16 protein-coding genes are annotated in these 15,445 nt (G+C 63.8%); 7 read left to right on the top strand and 9 right to left on the bottom strand.

Annotation, left to right across the window (positions count from 1 at the left end; all coding sequences use genetic code 11):
- Window positions 1-246: 246 nt before the first annotated feature.
- The 3 genes from P2869_RS11440 to P2869_RS11430 form a co-directional block, all read right to left on the bottom strand.
- Window positions 247-1,791 carry a cryptochrome/photolyase family protein gene (locus tag P2869_RS11440; RefSeq protein ID WP_277596527.1) on the bottom strand — a complete coding sequence of 515 codons (1,545 nt, stop codon included), beginning with the start codon at window positions 1,789-1,791 and terminating at the stop codon, window positions 247-249.
- Complete coding sequence (locus P2869_RS31105) at window positions 1,788-1,880, bottom strand: DUF2256 domain-containing protein (RefSeq protein ID WP_346833746.1); 93 nt, start codon at window positions 1,878-1,880, stop codon at window positions 1,788-1,790. Before P2869_RS31105 ends, P2869_RS11440 begins: the two co-directional genes overlap by 4 nt.
- Window positions 1,881-1,951: 71 nt before the next feature.
- Window positions 1,952-2,548: a deoxyribodipyrimidine photo-lyase gene (locus tag P2869_RS11430; protein ID WP_277596525.1), complete on the bottom strand. Its 597-nt coding sequence runs from the start codon at window positions 2,546-2,548 to the stop codon at window positions 1,952-1,954.
- Window positions 2,549-2,803: 255 nt separating this feature from the next.
- Here P2869_RS11430 and P2869_RS11425 point away from each other — a divergent pair, with 255 nt between their 5' ends.
- Entirely contained in the window at window positions 2,804-3,805 is a 1,002-nt protein-coding gene (locus P2869_RS11425; protein WP_277596524.1) for an FAD-dependent oxidoreductase, read from the top strand.
- Window positions 3,806-3,850: 45 nt separating this feature from the next.
- Here P2869_RS11425 and P2869_RS11420 read toward each other — a convergent pair whose 3' ends face one another.
- From P2869_RS11420 to P2869_RS11405, 4 genes are all read right to left on the bottom strand, one after another.
- Window positions 3,851-4,405 (bottom strand): DUF2878 domain-containing protein, encoded by a 555-nt coding sequence (locus P2869_RS11420; protein WP_277596523.1) that lies wholly within the window; start codon window positions 4,403-4,405, stop codon window positions 3,851-3,853.
- The gene (locus tag P2869_RS11415) at window positions 4,402-5,094 is read right to left on the bottom strand and encodes a sigma-70 family RNA polymerase sigma factor (RefSeq protein WP_277596522.1); all 693 of its coding nucleotides are present in this window, start codon (window positions 5,092-5,094) and stop codon (window positions 4,402-4,404) included. The genes P2869_RS11420 and P2869_RS11415 overlap by 4 nt, the downstream gene beginning before the upstream one ends.
- 66 nt (window positions 5,095-5,160) lie before the next feature.
- On the bottom strand, window positions 5,161-5,892 hold the full coding sequence (folE, locus tag P2869_RS11410; RefSeq protein ID WP_277596521.1) for a GTP cyclohydrolase I: 732 nt from the start codon (window positions 5,890-5,892) through the stop codon (window positions 5,161-5,163).
- A 652-nt stretch (window positions 5,893-6,544) separates the two neighbouring features.
- Window positions 6,545-6,844, bottom strand: coding sequence for a hypothetical protein (locus tag P2869_RS11405; RefSeq protein ID WP_277596520.1), 300 nt, complete (start codon window positions 6,842-6,844; stop codon window positions 6,545-6,547).
- 390 nt (window positions 6,845-7,234) lie between these two features.
- Here P2869_RS11405 and P2869_RS11400 point away from each other — a divergent pair, with 390 nt between their 5' ends.
- From P2869_RS11400 to P2869_RS11385, 4 genes are read left to right on the top strand one after another with little or no spacing between them, the layout of a single operon-like run.
- On the top strand, window positions 7,235-7,615 hold the full coding sequence (locus P2869_RS11400) for a phosphonate transporter (protein ID WP_277596519.1): 381 nt from the start codon (window positions 7,235-7,237) through the stop codon (window positions 7,613-7,615).
- Window positions 7,612-7,941 (top strand): hypothetical protein, encoded by a 330-nt coding sequence (locus P2869_RS11395; RefSeq protein WP_277596518.1) that lies wholly within the window; start codon window positions 7,612-7,614, stop codon window positions 7,939-7,941. Before P2869_RS11400 ends, P2869_RS11395 begins: the two co-directional genes overlap by 4 nt.
- Before the next feature lie 27 nt (window positions 7,942-7,968).
- On the top strand, window positions 7,969-8,745 hold the full coding sequence (locus P2869_RS11390) for a GGDEF domain-containing protein (RefSeq protein WP_277596517.1): 777 nt from the start codon (window positions 7,969-7,971) through the stop codon (window positions 8,743-8,745).
- Window positions 8,742-9,530, top strand: coding sequence for an EAL domain-containing protein (locus P2869_RS11385; protein ID WP_277596516.1), 789 nt, complete (start codon window positions 8,742-8,744; stop codon window positions 9,528-9,530). Before P2869_RS11390 ends, P2869_RS11385 begins: the two co-directional genes overlap by 4 nt.
- Before the next feature lie 52 nt (window positions 9,531-9,582).
- Here P2869_RS11385 and P2869_RS11380 read toward each other — a convergent pair whose 3' ends face one another.
- Window positions 9,583-10,479, bottom strand: coding sequence for a LysR family transcriptional regulator (locus P2869_RS11380; RefSeq protein WP_277598122.1), 897 nt, complete (start codon window positions 10,477-10,479; stop codon window positions 9,583-9,585).
- Window positions 10,480-10,578: 99 nt separating this feature from the next.
- Between P2869_RS11380 and P2869_RS11375 the strand changes: the two genes are divergently transcribed.
- A complete protein-coding gene (locus tag P2869_RS11375; protein WP_277598121.1) occupies window positions 10,579-12,168 on the top strand; it encodes an NADH-quinone oxidoreductase subunit L in 1,590 nt (529 codons plus the stop codon).
- Window positions 12,169-12,193: 25 nt separating this feature from the next.
- On the top strand, window positions 12,194-14,764 hold the full coding sequence (locus P2869_RS11370; protein ID WP_277596515.1) for a DUF2309 domain-containing protein: 2,571 nt from the start codon (window positions 12,194-12,196) through the stop codon (window positions 14,762-14,764).
- Between the two features lie 170 nt (window positions 14,765-14,934).
- On the opposite strand, the gene P2869_RS11365 is transcribed toward P2869_RS11370, so the two are convergent.
- The gene (locus P2869_RS11365; protein WP_277598120.1) at window positions 14,935-15,201 is read right to left on the bottom strand and encodes a hypothetical protein; all 267 of its coding nucleotides are present in this window, start codon (window positions 15,199-15,201) and stop codon (window positions 14,935-14,937) included.
- Window positions 15,202-15,445: the final 244 nt, after the last annotated feature.

Raw genomic sequence — 15,445 nt, 5'->3', positions numbered from 1 at the left:
CTTGGCGCGGGGGGAAAGTGAGCCGCAATATAGCACGCGAGACTGGCTCCGGCGCGCCGCTGCGGCAAGTCCAGTCGTGGCCATCATGGCTGCATTGCTCCCCTCGTGAATAGCGCCCCGTCCTGTAATACGAATGACGTGGCCGAGCGGATGCAGTGCGGTTGTCGGGCATGGCCGGCGGCGCGGCATATTGAGCCCGGGCGGGGCGGCGCAACGCTGATCGAACCGGCGCCCCGTCCGCCTTCGTCAGGCGTTCACGCTGCCTTCACGAATGGCTGCGGCCCGTGCGCGGATGCTCGCACGCTCGTCGGCCGTGATGCGGGTCAGGTTCTTGAGTTGCATCGTCATGCGCGGGTTGGCGCGAAGCTGTGCGTCGTGACGCAGCAGAAAGTCCCAGTAGAGCGTGGTGAACGGGCAGGCACGCTCGCCGGTGCGCTCGCCGGGACGAAAGCGGCAACGCGCGCACAAGCTGCCGGCGCTCATGCGCTCGATGTATCGGCCGCTTGCGATGTACGGCTTGCTGGCCATCAGGCCGCCGTCGGCGGCCTGGCTCATCCCGAGCGTATTCGGCAGTTCCACCCACTCCACCGCGTCCACATAAACGGCCAGATACCAGGTGTGGACGGCTTGCGGATCGACGCCGAGGAGCAGCGCGTAGAGCCCGGTGACCATCAGCCGCTGGATATGGTGAGCGTAGCCGTGGTTCAGCGTTTGTCCGATTGCGTCGGCCATGCAGGCCATCGGCGTATGACCTGTCCAGTAAAAGTCGGGCAGCGCAAGCCGAGCTTCGAAACCGTTGGCCTCGCGGTAATGCGGCATTCGAGTCCAGTAAACGCCGCGCACGTATTCGCGCCAGCCCAGGATTTGCCGCACGAAGCCTTCGGCGCTTTCCAGCGGAACGGTTCCTTCGCGCCACGCGGCCTCGGCCGCCGCCACGACCTCGCGCGGAGCAAGCAACTTGAGGTTCAGCGCCGCGGACAACTGGGAATGCCAGAGCCACGGCTCGCGAGGCCACATGGCGTCCTGCCAGCGGCCAAACGCGAACAGCCGCTGCTCCACAAAATGATGTAGCGCTTGCAGGGCCTGCTCGCGCGTCAGCGGCCAGGCGAACGATGCGAGCGCGCCGGGATGGTCGGCAAAGCGGCGCGTGACGAGTGCGATTACCTCACGCGTCATCGAATCGGGCGAGAAGCGGGGCGGCGCGGGCAGATTCGCTGGCCCGCTGCGAGGGAATGCTTCGCGATTTTCCGCGTCGTAGTTCCATCGTCCGCCACTGGGCTCACCGGCGTCCATCAGGACGACGTGACGTCGGCGCATGTCACGGTAGAAATACTCTAGACGCAACTGTTTGCCTGCGCGCGCGTGTTCAGCGAACTCGCGCACGGTGCAGAAGAAATGGCGATCTTCCCTCACCTCGAGTTCGAGGCTGTGTGCCGCAGCTGTCTCTCTGAGGGCCGCCAGCACCCGATAGTCCCCAGGCGCGGTCATGACCAGTGACGCGGGACGTAGCCGCGCAATCGACGCCCCCAGCTCAGCGGCGAGCGTGCCACGGTTGCCGGGCGCATCGAGATGCGTGTAGTGGACGGTCCTGCCCGCCTCGCGCAGTGCGTTCGCGAAGTGGCGCATTGCGGCCAGAAAGAGCGCCGTGCGCGGTTTGCTCGACCAGACGTGCGTGGATTCCTCAGCGACCTCGGCCATCCAGACGGCATCCCGCGCCGGGTCGAAGTCATCGAAGGCGCTGGCGTTCAGATCCAGTTGATCGCCAAGCACAAGAACGAGGCGGCGTGTCATCGCGCCCCTCGCGTTCGGCGCCGCCTGCACGCATCGGAGCAGTAACGCACCTCCGGCCAGTTTCTGGCCCAGGCCCGCCGCCAGGTCATCGGACGCCCACACGCCGCGCACATCTTGCACAGCAGCGCGCTCTCGTTGCCCTTGAAGCCTCGTGACTCGCTCATTCGAACAATTCCTTTTGCACGCCCAACTGGCGCGGGCTCCGGCGGCGGACGCGGTCGCTCGCAGGCAGTCCGCTTCTGCGTGAGCCGTGGCGCTGTTGAATCGCGTCCGCTTCTTCGCGCGCTGCCTGCGAGCGGCGCATGGCGTACAGGCGGGCCTTTGCGTCCGCAAGTGCCGAACGTTCGTCGACGATGGGTGCCGGGTACGACGCCGTGCCGATCCCGCGCGTACGTCCAGAGCGGTCCTGTTTCCTCGTGGCTAAAGAGGCGCGTGAAGCGAGGTGCGTGGAGCCGCTTTCGCCATGCAACGACTCCAGCACCTTCGGCATGTCGCCCGTGCGGACGAGAAGCGGCAGTCCCAACCGGCTGAGCTGTTCTTCCAGCGCGGCGACGCAGCATCGCAGAAAGGCGACGTGCTGCGAATCACATTCCGGACTCGTGAGCCATTCAGGTTCGAGCACGACCAGTGCAAAGGCGTCGTCGCAGCGTGCTGCGGCGGCGAGCGGCGCGTGATCGCTCACACGCAGGTCGCGCTTGAACCAGATCAAGCCGCGCGACATGGCGGGGCCGCCCAGTGTGAGCCGGCCGGGTTCCACCCGGCGGTTCCTTCTGTTGCGCACCTCGGGCTATGGCCAGCGCAAGTGCCATGCATATCGACTCGCAATGAGTTTATTTGAGGCTATGGTACGCGCTGACCTAGGCGGATTGCAATGATTCGTAGACATTATGTATCGAAAAAATGCGATATAGTGACTCGTTGTGAGTTTGTTTGGGCGGCGACGGCTCGCAATCGGTAATGGCCGTGGGCACATTCAAGGCCGCCGGCGCAGCGAAGGTATCGGGACAGGGCTATGAAGCATCGAATTGCGGTGGTAGGGGCGGGGATCGCCGGTGTGCCGTGCGCGAGGCTCATCGCGGACGAGGGGCATGAGGTCACGCTGTTGGAGAAGAGTCGCGCCGCCGGCGGTCGTATGACCACGCGATGCGGCGACGGCTGGCAATGCGATCACGGTGCGCAGTTTTTCACCGCGCGCGACCCGAGCTTTAGCAGAGAGGTTCAGCGCTGGTGCGCCGACGGTCTCGCCGCGCGGTGGACGGGGCGGCTCGTGGCCTTTGATGCGGCCGGCGTCGCCCAGCCGGTCGCGAACCACGATCGTTTCGTCGGTGCCCCCCGCATGCACTCGGTCGTGGCCGCAGCGGCGGCCTCACTGCGCCTGCATACCCTGCAGACGGTGACGGGTCTGCGCCATGTCGACGGCGGATGGGTCCTGACGACGCGCGAGCGTGGTGAGTGGCCGGACGTCTTCGATGCCGTCGTACTCGCCATGCCGGCGCACCAGGCCGGCGTGCTGCTGCGCGACGTTTCACCCGCGTTGTCGGTCGCCGTCGACCGGGCTGCCATGCAACCGACGTGGGCGTTGATGCTCCGCTATACCGACCCGCCCGGGGCCGCCTTCGACGCGGCGTTCGTCAATGGCGGCCCTTTGCGATGGATTGCTAACGATTCGTCGAAACCGGGCCGGAATGGTCAATCGGTCTGGGTTGTGCATGCCAGCGCCGAGTGGAGTTCACGCAACCTGGAACGGCCTGTTGCGGCCGTATGCGATCAACTGCTCGACGCTTTCAATACGATCGTGCCGGGAGAGCCTGATGCGTGCACGGCGCATCTCTGGCGTTATGCGGATGTAGCGAAGTCCACCGCAGACGAGTCGCGCGGCTTTGTGTGGCGCGGCGCTGAACGTCTGGGACTCTGCGGAGACTGGCTTGCCGCGGGACGGGTGGAGGGTGCGTGGCTAAGCGGACGCTCTCTTGGGGCTGCAATGCTTCGCGATATGGAGCGGAGCCGGTGGTGATCTGCGCGCGCCGCACAGAGGCAGACCTTGTGCGTTCATGGTCGGTCAGCGCGGCGATGTCATTCCGTCCCACCGCGCGGCCAACGTGACGAATGATGGAAAGAGGACGGCCCACCCGGCGGCCAGTGTCACGATGGCGGTGGCGGTGTGGCTAAACTGCACCGCATGCAGGGCGGCGCCCGCGCGATATGCCAGTGGGCCGCCCGCGCCGCCAAACACAATAGCGGTCAGCGTTCGCGACCGAAGCCAGCGAAACAGGGTGTTGAGCTGCACCGCGAATAGCATCCAAAGGCCTGCCATCCAGTAGGGTGCGGTTCCCGCAATCCATACGCCATTGGGATAGACAAGCAGGCCGCTGCGCGCAACGGCGCTATCCCAGATCCATCCCAACGCCGTGACGACAGCGACGAGTCGCATCTCGCTCGCCGGGCGTCTCGCGCACCAGATGTGAATGCAGGCGACGGCCAGCGCGAACGCCATACCGACTTCTGCGTGTCCCGCTGCTGCACTCAATACGCATGCGAACCAGCCGCCCTGACAGGCGATGAGGTAAATCCAGGTTCTGGCGCCGCCCTGGCGAGCACGAGTGATGGTGGTCACGGGTCGAGCAGCACCTTGAGTTTTACGAGGCCGCGCCTGATCCAGCTCTTGGCCGTTCCCTCGGGGACGCCAAGCGATAGCGCCAGTTCGCGGTAGGTGAGGCCGCCAAAGAACGCCGCTTTCAACGCGCCACGATGATGCGCCTCGAGCTGGCGCAGGCCGTTCTCAATCTGCGCGCGCGCCTCGCTCAGCTCAGCGAGCGCGAGAGGCGAAGGACCGTCACAGGGTATGGCTTCGGCGACAGGGTCATCGAGCGGACAGTATTTGTATCGACGGACGTGATCGATGGCCTTATTGCGGGCGAGCGAGACGAGCCAGCTCATGGCGTTGCCCCGGGCGGGGTCGAATGAGGACGCGAGACGCCATGTCGTGGTGAAGGCCTCCTGCAATACGTCTTCCGCGTCGGCTTCGTCGTGGATGATGCGCACGATCACCGAATAGAGACGACGGGCCGTGACCCGATACAGCTGCGCAAAGTGGGATTCGCTGCCTTGCGCTGTACCGAGAAGAAGGTGGTCGACGTAGTCGGGGTCGGCTAGCGTGTCCGCGCGATACACGCGTCGCATTGCCGTGTGATGGGCGCGCCTGCGCCCATCACTGCCGGCAGCGTCTGCGCACGATGGCGTTGAGTGGGCAGCTTCGCGTGCGAGCAATGCTTCGAGGCCTTCTAAAACGGGAGCGTTGTGCATCTTGAATCCCGTGCTGCAGAGGGTCATGAGATAAACCGCGACAGTCGCGCGCGCCGTGTCCCGATCTCAGCTGTTCTTTCGCTTGAGCAGCGACAGAAACTCTTTCCGAAGAGCGGCATCTTCGAGGAAGCGGCCCCTCATCACGCTGGTTGTCATCTGCGCGCCGTCGTCCTTGGTGCCCCGCCAGTGCATGCAGTAGTGGTCCGCTTCAATGACGACGGCGAGACCGTCTGGAGCAATACGCTGCTCCAGAAGGTCGGCGATCTGTTTCACGGCCTCTTCCTGAATCTGGGGCCTCGACATGACCCAGTTCAACAAGCGCGAGTACTTGGACAGCCCCGGCAGATTTGAGCGCGCATTCGGCAGCACACCAATCCAGGCATGGCCCATGATGGGACACAGGTGATGAGAGCAGGTGCTGCGCAGGCGCAGCGGACCGATCACCATCAATTCGTCCAGTTGGCCGACGTTGGGAAATTCAGTGACGGGCGGCGCGGATTCGTAGCGGCCGGCGAACACCTCGCGCAGATACATCTTCGCGATGCGTTTTGCCGTGTCGCGCGTGTTGTGATCGTTGTCGACGTCGATCACCATGGCGCGCAGCGCGTTGGCGATGTGCACGGCAACCTCGTCCTGCAGCGCGCTCAGTTCGCCGTCTTTGAGGAATGCAGAAATATTGTCGTTGGCGTGAAAACGCTCACCCGCTCGCTGCAGCCTCTCGCGTATGACGCTTGATGCAGGCATATCGAGCGGTGTGGCGCTGTCTACGACCGCTTTGGAGTCGATCACGGTTCCCATTTACTTCTCCTCAAGTTGGCATAGAGCAGCAAGCTGGCTATTGATTGGTCGGTGAACCGGATGCGGCGCGCGCGGGCATCGTCTGATCCCGCGGACCCGGGCTTGCGGTGTCTCCATGCGGGTGGCGGCTGCCCCCGGCGGCGCGCGTTGGCCCGCGTGGGTCGAACAGCCGTGGCGCGCGGCCAGCTCTCGCAACGGACTCGCCATCAAACTCGTTGAGAGTTGCAATAGTAGTTCACAATGAGTTCGAATGCAACGATTTAGACTCATGAACGCAAATTGGTGGCGCGCAGTGGAGCTTGAGCCCGGTCTGTGACTGGATCCACCTGCTTTCAACACGGCGTGAGTTGGCCCGGGTATCAGTGGCGGTCCCGTTTGCTTCAAGGGGGGCACGGGTACACCACTCCACCTGGGCGTGACCGGGCGCGGTTCAAGGAAATCGGCGGCGGCGCATTCATCAGCGGCCTCGCGTTATGCGGATGGCCCCAATGGCGCGGGCTCGTTGCAACGTGATGGCACTGCCGCGCGCAGGAATCGTCGGACGTGGCCACCGCGCTTGCGGCGTCAACAGCGCAATGCGGCTCGCGCGCGAGTGCAGCAGACGGCCACGCTCACCGTGCGATCCCGCGCGAAGCCGCCCATGAAATGTGCTTTATTGCCTGTCGATGGGGTGAACGCCGGCGAGCGGGCTGCCGTACCCGCCGGACTGCGCGTTGTTGGGCAGTCCGTTCACCAGCTGGGCGCGGGGATCTGCGGGATTGAGGGGGAGTTCGCCGGCCTGCCGGTTGCCGTGCGTCGGGTATTCGCTGCCAAGGGGGGGGCCAGGGGTGAGTGCGGGCGTATTGAGCGACGAGTTGACGTCGTCTCGCGCGGTCAGATCCGCGCGAGCTTCGGAAACGGGAAGGACGGCGAGGGCGAGGGCACAGCCAAGGAAAGTGAGCGCGGTACGCATGCTGTAACTCCTTTGAAGAAGGGTGCAAGACGGATCGGCCTGGATCCATGGGGATATACGAATGTGCTGGCTGGCCGGATGCAGATCGTTGCAGGGCGTCGCGACGTCGGATCGACATGACATCGGGAAGCGGCGAGGAGCAGCGGTCGGGGCGCTGGTTACCGGCCGTTGTTGCCGGCGGCAGGCGTGCGTGTGGCGCAGAGATGAGGTGCCCTGTCAAGCCTCACGCCACGGCGGGCGGTTCTGGCGCGTATTGCACCGATGGCGCGAGCTAAAGTTGACGCGCCGTGAGTCGTAAACAGGCATGTTGGGTTGTGTCTTTGCCGTGGCCGCCATACCGCGGTGCATCTTGCAAGACATCTTTGAGCGTGAAATTGTCTGACGGACCCCATGAGCAACGACGACTACAGGTTTGAGGTGGCGACGATCTATCACTGCGCGATGCTGGATTCAGGCCGCTTCGACGAACAGCGCTATGGAGTCATCGGGTTCGATCCGGATTTGCGTTTGACGGTGTACAACGCAACCGAATCGCGAAATGCGGGCCTGCCTGCGACGCGGATTTTGGGCCTGAACATTTTCGAAGAAGTCGCGCCATGCATGAACAACTTCATGGTGGCTCAGCGGTTTGTGAATTGCGACGCGCTTGACGAGACGATCCCCTACCTCCTCACACTGCGGATGCGTCCGACACCTGCGCGGCTGCGCTTGCTGATGTCACCCGACGTTGCCACGCGCTTTCTGCTCATCGACCGCGAGGTGCGAAATTGACGGACATTCCTGCCGAAATTGACGGACTTGCCGTGGAGTACGAGTCGCTGCTGTCGTTCATGTACCTGTCGCCGGTCGCACTTGTCCGCAGCGACAGGTCGGGTATCTTGATGACGGTGCTCACGGACATATCGCGTCAGATTGCCGCTGAAAGGCGGATTCAGCGGACAGAGTCCTGGTTGACCGGCATCTACACCAACGTCAACGACTTTGCGTTTTTCACGCTCGACGCGCGGGGACGAGCGGAAGCCTGGCACCCGTCGATAGAATGGTTAACTGGCTTTCTCGCAGCCGATGTCGTCGGCCAGCGGTTAGACACGTTTTAGGCCGCGGGCAAAACGAAACACGGAAGTTTGCTGGAACACGTCGCGCTTGTACGTGATAACGGGTGTTACATCGGGGAACCCTGGTGCCGGACAAAACCAAGGCAACGCTTCTGGGGACAAATACTTGTTTCCGTGCTTCGCGAGGAGGCGGGGGAGCTGTCCGGCTATTCCGTTGTAATTCGCGACACCACCGAAAGAAAGGTGGCGAGCGACAACCTCGAGCGTCTGCTCACGAGGGACCGCTTGACGGGTGCTGCTAATCGCGCTCATTTCTTTCGCGTCGCGGCGGCGGAAACACAACGTGCCAAACGGCATGCTCGTCCGCTCGCGCTCGTGATGTTTGATGCAGACCACTTCAAGCGGGCGAACGACACGGCGGGACACAAAGCGGGCGATGAAGTACTGAAGCGGATCGTGCTCGTGGCGAGAGATATTGTGAGTGCCTCTGACGTTGTGCGCCGACTGGGCGGAGAGGAGTTTGTCCTTCTCCTTCCGTCGACGACGCTGGAAGAAGCAGCTGCAATTGCGGAGCGGCTACGTGCTTCGATTGAGCAGGCACCTGTGGAGACAGGTGGGCTGTTGCTGAGGGCCACTGTGAGTCTTGGTGTTGCGTCGATGCGGGATTCCGGCGACGAACTCGAAGATTTGCTCGAAGCGACAGACCGCGCGCTGTATGAGGCTAAACGCTCCGCGCGCAACTGCGTGCGCGTGGCCGAAAGCATGGGGCGCGGCCGCATTGTCACGAGGCATGTAGCGGCACGTCTGGCGGCGCACAACGAGCAACCCGGAGGTAATGTCGAATGAAATCTTCAAGCTTATCCAGTGCCGACAGGCCATTGAATCAATTCTCAGGCTGCAACGGCTGTCAGGGTCAATCTTCACCGCCTGTCGATATTGCATTCGCCTTTCAGCCGATCGTCGATGTTCGCAGGAGAGAGCCTTTCGCATATGAGGCGCTGGTTCGCGGCACCCATGGAGAGGCTGCCTACTCGGTGTTGTCGCAGATCGACGAAAAAAACCGCTACTGGTTTGACCAGAAATGCCGCCAGGTTGCCATCTCAACGGCTGCCGGACTCAAGCTGGACACGCACCTGTCGATCAACTTCATGCCGAACGCCGTCTACCGGCCGGACGTGTGCATCAGAACGACGCTGGAGGCCGCGCAAACGCACGGATTTCCCGTTGACCGGATCATATTTGAAACCCTGGAGAGCGAGTATGTCGGCGATCGCAAGCACATGGTCGAGATATTCAAGGCGTACAAGAAACACGGCTTTCTGACCGCGATCGACGACTTCGGTGCGGGATATTCGGGACTGGCCTTGCTCGTGGATTTCCAGCCGGACATCGTCAAGCTGGACATGGGGCTGCTTCGCGGTATTGACGTAGACAAGGTACGCCAGCACATCGTGAAGGGCGTACTGGTGATTGCGCGAGACCTCGGCATACAGGTCATCGCTGAAGGTATCGAAACAAGCGGTGAGCGGGACTTCTTCCTGGATCATGGCGTGAGCCTGATGCAGGGCTATTTCTTTGCGAAACCGGAATTCAGGGCGTTGCCCCATATCGAGCCGCGTGTATTTCTCTGACTGGTTGGCGGGTGGCCTTCGCTTCTTGGCATGGAGCATGCGCGGCTCGCAGCTATTTTTCCGCTGAGGTTTCGCTCTCAAGCAACTGATCCAGCCATTCGATGCGTTGTCGGCGCGAGGTGGTGATGGCATAGAAGTGTTCCTGCAACTCTGCCGATTGCCCCACCTTTACGAGGCTGCCGAAGCGCAGTTCGTCCTGCACGACGACTTCGGGCAACACCGCCAGCCAGCCGCTATCGCGCGCGAGCAGGCGAAGCATGGCCATATCGTCCACTTCGGCGCGCACCCGGGGTTTGGCGTTCGCGGAAAGGCACAGCGCATCGAATTGGGCTCTGAACGCGTGCCGCGGACCGGGTAGGGCGATGTCCATTCCATCGAGGTCGTCTGGAACGCGCAGCGTGCGATCGGCCCATTTCGCGGCGGGCCCCACCAGCGAAATCGCCTGACTCCCCAGAAAGCGCGAGTACAGAGGACGGTCGGGATCGGACGGCACGGCCTGATTCGCCAGCACGACGTCGAGCTTGTGTTGAACGAGCCGCTCCAGTAACCCCTCCAGCAAGCCTGACTCCAGTGTCAGCACGACGCTTCTGTCCATCAGCAGCGGGCGGATCCAGTTCTCCTGATAGTTGCGCGACATGGTGGCGACGCTGCCGACGCGCATCCGAACCATCCCGTCCCGTTGGCCGTGAAGATGCCCGAGCATCTCTTGCCCCAGACCGAAGATGTCTTCCGCGTAGGACAGCACGAGCTGCCCCGTGTGAGTGGGGATCAGCCGCCTGCGTTCGCGCTCGAAAAGCGGCTCGCCTAACCGGTCTTCGAGCTGCCGGATCTGCGCCGACAAGGCCGACTGGGAGACGTGCAGCGCGCCGGCGGCGCGCGTCAGATTCCCCGTCTTGGCGACTCGCCAGAAGTAGAAAAGGTGACGAAAGTTGAGTTGCTCGAGGTCGATCATTCTATTTTATATATCGTTTCGTTTCATTCAATGAATTTTACAGAACGCCGAGATGCGTGCAACATCGCCCCACCTGATTCGAAATCTGCCTTAAACATGAACATGCTTCGCCTGATGCCGTTGCTGTACGCGTTGGCGCCTCCTGGTTTGATGCTGTTGGCGGCCCTGTCTTCATTTGCCGGCTGGCGTACGCCGGGTTCGCACTGGAAGCAATTCAACGTCCTCTCGGCATTCGCACTGCTGCCTGCGGCGATCACCGCGGCGCTGCAGTTCTTCTCGCCGCACGCCGTGTGGAATCCGCTTGCCGACTGGCTCGCTGTGGGGCCGTTCGGCGCCTGTATGGCCCTGCTGGTTCAACTGCTTGCCATCGTGATCGGCGCGTTCTCGGGGCGTTATCTGGATGCCGAGCAGGGGCAATCGCGTTACATCGCTGCGCTCGCCGCAGTACTGGCCGCGGTCCACGCGCTCTTGCTCGCAAACCACTGGGTGGTGTTGATCGTGTCGTGGTCGTTGACCGGCTCCGCATTGCAGCACCTGCTCTGTTTCTATCGCGACCGTCCCTTCGCGATGCTGGCTGCCCACAAGAAGCGCATCGCCGACACGCTCGCCAACGCACTTCTGCTCTGCGCCGCCGCGCTCGCCTGGCGCACCGTGGGAAGCGGCTCGTTCTCCGCGTTGTGGCAGCACCTGGTGCACGAAAACGGTGGGTCGTGGCCGCTGCAGATCAGCGCGGTTTGCCTCGTACTGGCCGTCGTCTTAAGAACCGCCTTGCTGCCCGTACATGGCTGGCTGATTCAGGTCATGGAGTCCCCCACGCCGGTTTCCGCGCTGCTCCATGCGGGCGTGGTGAACCTTGGCGGCTATGTGCTCATCCGCTTTGCGCCGCTGCTGGACCATGCGACAGCGGCGCACTGGCTGCTCGTCGTCTTTGGGCTCGCGACAGCCCTGCTGGCAGGACTGGTCGTGCTCACCCGCACGAGCGTCAAGGTCCGTCTTGCGTGGTCGACCGTCGCGCAAATGGGCTTCATGCTGCTCGAGTGCGGGCTGGGCCTCTACGCCATGGCAGCGCTACATCTGGTTGGCCACTCGTTGTACAAGGCGCATGCGTTCCTGTCCACCTCCACGGTGGTAGGCGACTCCAGACTTCAGGCCATGCACGGTCAGTCGCCGCTCTCGAAGTCCAGTTTGATGATCGCGCCGCCGCTCGCGGTTTCCAGTGTCGCGCTCGTTCAACTCTGCGTGCCGCACACCGCCTGGCCGTGGTGGTGGAGCGGCGTGCTCGCACTGGCGTGGGCGCCGCTGTTCTGGGTGCAGGCCAGCCCGGAAGGCGATGCATGGGCCGTCTTGCGGTCCAGTGTGGCGGCGTGGGGGATGGCGGCTGGCCTGACAGGCATCGCGTCGATCGCTCATGCGCTGCCGCTCGGCATACATGACGCGCCTAACGAACCGGCGGGCGCTCTGGCGCTGGCGGGGATGGTCGCCATGTATCTGTGCCTCGTCATTTTGCAGGTGCGCCCCGGATGGCTCCACGCTTGGCGGCGCTGGAGCTATGCGGGGTTCTACATCGATGAGTTCAATACGCGCCTTGCCCTGCGGTACTGGCCCACGCGCTGGGTTCCGGCCGCGGCCAACAGAATCGACCAACGGACGATGACGCGCCCGGTCGTAACCATGACTGCCGAGTGAACGATTGCGGGGAAAAGATATGGAAATGGACGTTCCACCACTGTGCGAGAACCTCACGAGCGCTTCCCGGCAAGGAGCCGCGACGGCCTATCCGGTTGCTGCCCACGCATCTGAAGACGCGCTTGCCGCGCGCATCGAAGCGGCGTGCGAGCAGGCATGTCAAGCCATCGCCCCGGTATGGCCGCTCGATCGCGCCATTGCCGTCAATCCGCACTGGGCGCGCACCCACCGCGGGGTACGTCAGGTTGCCGCCCGCATGGCCGTTCTCGGCGGCATTCAGGTGTTTCCGTCGCGCAGCTATTTTTCCGATGCCTGGACGAGCGAGCGCATCACGCATGCCGATCTGTCCCACGCGTTGGTGTCGCTGCCTGCCGCGCGCGCCCGCGCCTTGACCGCGAAACAGTGCATCGACGCCCTGCGCGACGGCTCGACACCACCGCAGCTGCCGCTGCTGCTGGATGTGCTGGACGACGACCCCATGCGCCATACCCGCCTGTCATGGCGACAGGCGATCACACATCAGGTCAGCCAGACCTGCGCCGCGTACTTCGACGAACACCAGGCCGACTGGCAGCCCGATCGATCCGAGGGGCTCTACGCGTTCTGGCGAGACACGCTGACGCACGACCACGGCATCGGCACATTGATGGGCATTCCGGAATTGGGCAAGTCGCTCGGCAAGCTTCCCGCCGACCGCCGCGAAGCCGAACGGTGGGTGCTCGAACGCGTGGGCTTGGCTCCCGCGGTATGGGTCGATTATCTGGAAGCGGTTCTGCTGACCGTGAACGGCTGGGCTTCGTGGTGCGCTTATCTGCGCTGGCAGGCACGCCTCGCAAGCGAGACCGATCCGCATCTGCGCGACCTGCTGGCGATTCGTCTTGCGTGGGGCGCCATCCTGCTCGAAAGCAAAGGGGCGACTCATGGCGCCCGGGCGTTTGCGGCCCTGCAGGCGCAGTGGAGCCGCGCGCCTTCGCTGCTGCAACACGCGGAAGACCTGCTCGTTATCGACGAAGTCTGGCAGATGGCGCTGGAGGCCGGCTATCAGCGCCAGCTCATGCGCAAGCTGCACGCCGTTCCTCGCGCGCGTCTGGCTGATCTGCCGGGGCACGCGATCGAAGTGCAGGCGGCATTTTGCATCGACGTGCGCAGCGAACCGCTGCGCCGCTCGATCGAGGCAGTCTGGCCCGCGGTGCAGACCATCGGGTTCGCCGGCTTTTTCGGACTGCCAGCAGCCTACACCCCGCTGGCTACGTCGGCCGCTCGACCGCAACTGCCGGGACTGCTGGCGCCCTCGCTCGCGATCACGGATCGCATCACGGCGCCCCGCGACGCAGATGCGTGCGACGAGGCGCATCTGAACGAAAGCGCGAGCCGCGCAAGGCGGCGTCAATTCGCATTGGCGGAGCAGGGGCGATCGCTCGGTCGCTGGCCCGCAGCCGCGTTTTCCTTCGTGGAGTCAGCGGGCATCGGTTATCTTGGCAAGCTCGCGCAGTGGATCCTGCCGCCTGCGCGCTCGCGCGAGCGCGATGAACTGGCCGGGCGGCCGGCGCGTTACCGGAGCGTGTGCCGGCCGACCATCGTGGGTCTGGACATCCAAGCCAGGGTCGCCCTTGCAGCGCATGTATTGCGCTCGATGGGACTGGATCGCCATCTGGCGCCTATGGTGGTGTTCGTGGGGCATGGCAGTCAAAGCAGCAACAACGCTCACGCGGCCGCGCTGGACTGCGGCGCGTGCTGCGGTCAGACGGGCGAAGTCAACGCGCGCGCGCTTGCGCAACTGCTCAACGACCCGCTGGTTCGCGAGGGATTGAGAAAAAGCGGCATCGTGATACCGCACGAGACCGTGTTCGTGGCCGCCCTGCACAATACGACCACCGACGAGATCGAAGGCTTCGACCTCGATCTGCTGCCCTCGAGCGCTCTTGAACGCTGGGACCGGGTGGAGGCCGCCTTCGCCCAGGCCGGCGATCAGGTGCGTCGGGAGCGCGCGGTGCGTCTTGGAATTGATCCTCGTACGCGGAGCGGCGAGTTGCGCAAGCTTCTCCGCCGCCGTGCGAACGATGGCGCGCAGACGCGGCCTGAGTGGGGCCTCGCCGGCAATGCCGCCTGTGTCATCGCACCGCGCCGTCGGACGCAGGGCGCGGTGCTGGACGGACGATGCTTTCTGCACGACTACGACGCGGACCATGACCCGGACGGCCGGCTCCTCGAGCAACTGATGACGGGGCCGCTACTCGTGGCTCACTGGATCAACTGGCAGTATCACGCGTCGACCTGCGATCCGTTGCATCTTGGCAGCGGCAACAAGGTTCTGCACAACGTCGTAGGCCGCAAGATTGGCGTGTTCGAGGGCAATGGCGGCGATCTTCGCGTCGGGTTAGCTCGCCAGTCTGTGCACGACGGGAAGCAATGGGTGCATGAACCGCTGCGAATGACTGTGATCATCGACGCGCCCCAGCGCTCGATCGACCGTGTACTGAACACGCGCGAGGAAGTCAGCCGGCTGGTCGATCAAAGCTGGCTGCATTTGTGGCGGTTCGACGATTCGAAGCTGATCCGTTACGCGGACGGCAAATGGCTGGCCCTCACGCTATGAAGCCTTGATGGGCCCAGCCCGGTTATTCATGGGTGGGAGAGGCTGGCCGACTGAAATACCTCTCCCGGCTTCAGCGGTTTCGTGCCGACGGCCCGGCTAGGGCCTCGCGGGTTTAGCCCGGACGTCTTCGCGCCAGGGCGGATCGACGCTGGCTGGCATTCCTTTGAGCGTCACGACGCCCAATGACCTTCGACCCAGACCCAACCCGGGCCACGGGCGGCCCAGTGACCCGGCACCCACTGATAACCGACTCTCACCTCCTTCCAATGACCGGGTTCCCAGATATATTCGCCGTGGGTCCAGCGCCAGTGCCCCGCTTCCCAGACAAAACCCGGCCGAGGCGGAGGCGGTGCCTCTGCACGCGGAGCGGGCGGTGCCACGCGTACGACTTCGGGTTGTACGCGTTCGACGACGCAGGCCGCAAGACTAGCGCACAGGAGAGCAGCGGCCAGCGTAGTCGCGACCGTATCGGGCGGGAGCTGCAGACGGCCTGACGACCGGGGAGCGTTCTTGAGTGACCTGCCCCCGGTTCCTCGTGGCGCGTACGCCCGTCGCGAGGCTGCTTTCGTCCGGATGCTGCGAGACAGCGTACACGGCCGCGGACGCGCGGTGCTTGCCTAGGTGCTTGTGTCGCTGCTTGCCGTGACTGTGTTGTGCGGGACCTGTGTCCACGCGCATCCC

Source organism: Paraburkholderia sp. SUR17 (assembly GCF_029536165.1).
In the GTDB taxonomy this organism is placed as follows: domain Bacteria; phylum Pseudomonadota; class Gammaproteobacteria; order Burkholderiales; family Burkholderiaceae; genus Paraburkholderia; species Paraburkholderia kururiensis.
Note: the sequence above shows the minus strand (reverse complement) of the source record. Positions and strands in the feature narration are given on the sequence as shown.

Excerpts from the sequence above, each read along its gene's own strand:
- folE (WP_277596521.1), bottom strand. The coding sequence starts at position 5,892 with ATGGGAACCGTGATCGACTCCAAAGCGGTCGTAGACAGCGCCACACCG.
- P2869_RS11400 (WP_277596519.1), top strand. The coding sequence starts at position 7,235 with ATGAGCAACGACGACTACAGGTTTGAGGTGGCGACGATCTATCACTGC.
- P2869_RS11370 (WP_277596515.1), top strand. The coding sequence starts at position 12,194 with ATGGACGTTCCACCACTGTGCGAGAACCTCACGAGCGCTTCCCGGCAA.
- P2869_RS11385 (WP_277596516.1), top strand. The coding sequence starts at position 8,742 with ATGAAATCTTCAAGCTTATCCAGTGCCGACAGGCCATTGAATCAATTC.
- P2869_RS11425 (WP_277596524.1), top strand. The coding sequence starts at position 2,804 with ATGAAGCATCGAATTGCGGTGGTAGGGGCGGGGATCGCCGGTGTGCCG.
- P2869_RS11405 (WP_277596520.1), bottom strand. The coding sequence starts at position 6,844 with ATGCGTACCGCGCTCACTTTCCTTGGCTGTGCCCTCGCCCTCGCCGTC.
- P2869_RS31105 (WP_346833746.1), bottom strand. The coding sequence starts at position 1,880 with ATGACCTGGCGGCGGGCCTGGGCCAGAAACTGGCCGGAGGTGCGTTAC.
- P2869_RS11415 (WP_277596522.1), bottom strand. The coding sequence starts at position 5,094 with ATGCACAACGCTCCCGTTTTAGAAGGCCTCGAAGCATTGCTCGCACGC.
- P2869_RS11375 (WP_277598121.1), top strand. The coding sequence starts at position 10,579 with ATGAACATGCTTCGCCTGATGCCGTTGCTGTACGCGTTGGCGCCTCCT.
- P2869_RS11440 (WP_277596527.1), bottom strand. The coding sequence starts at position 1,791 with ATGACACGCCGCCTCGTTCTTGTGCTTGGCGATCAACTGGATCTGAAC.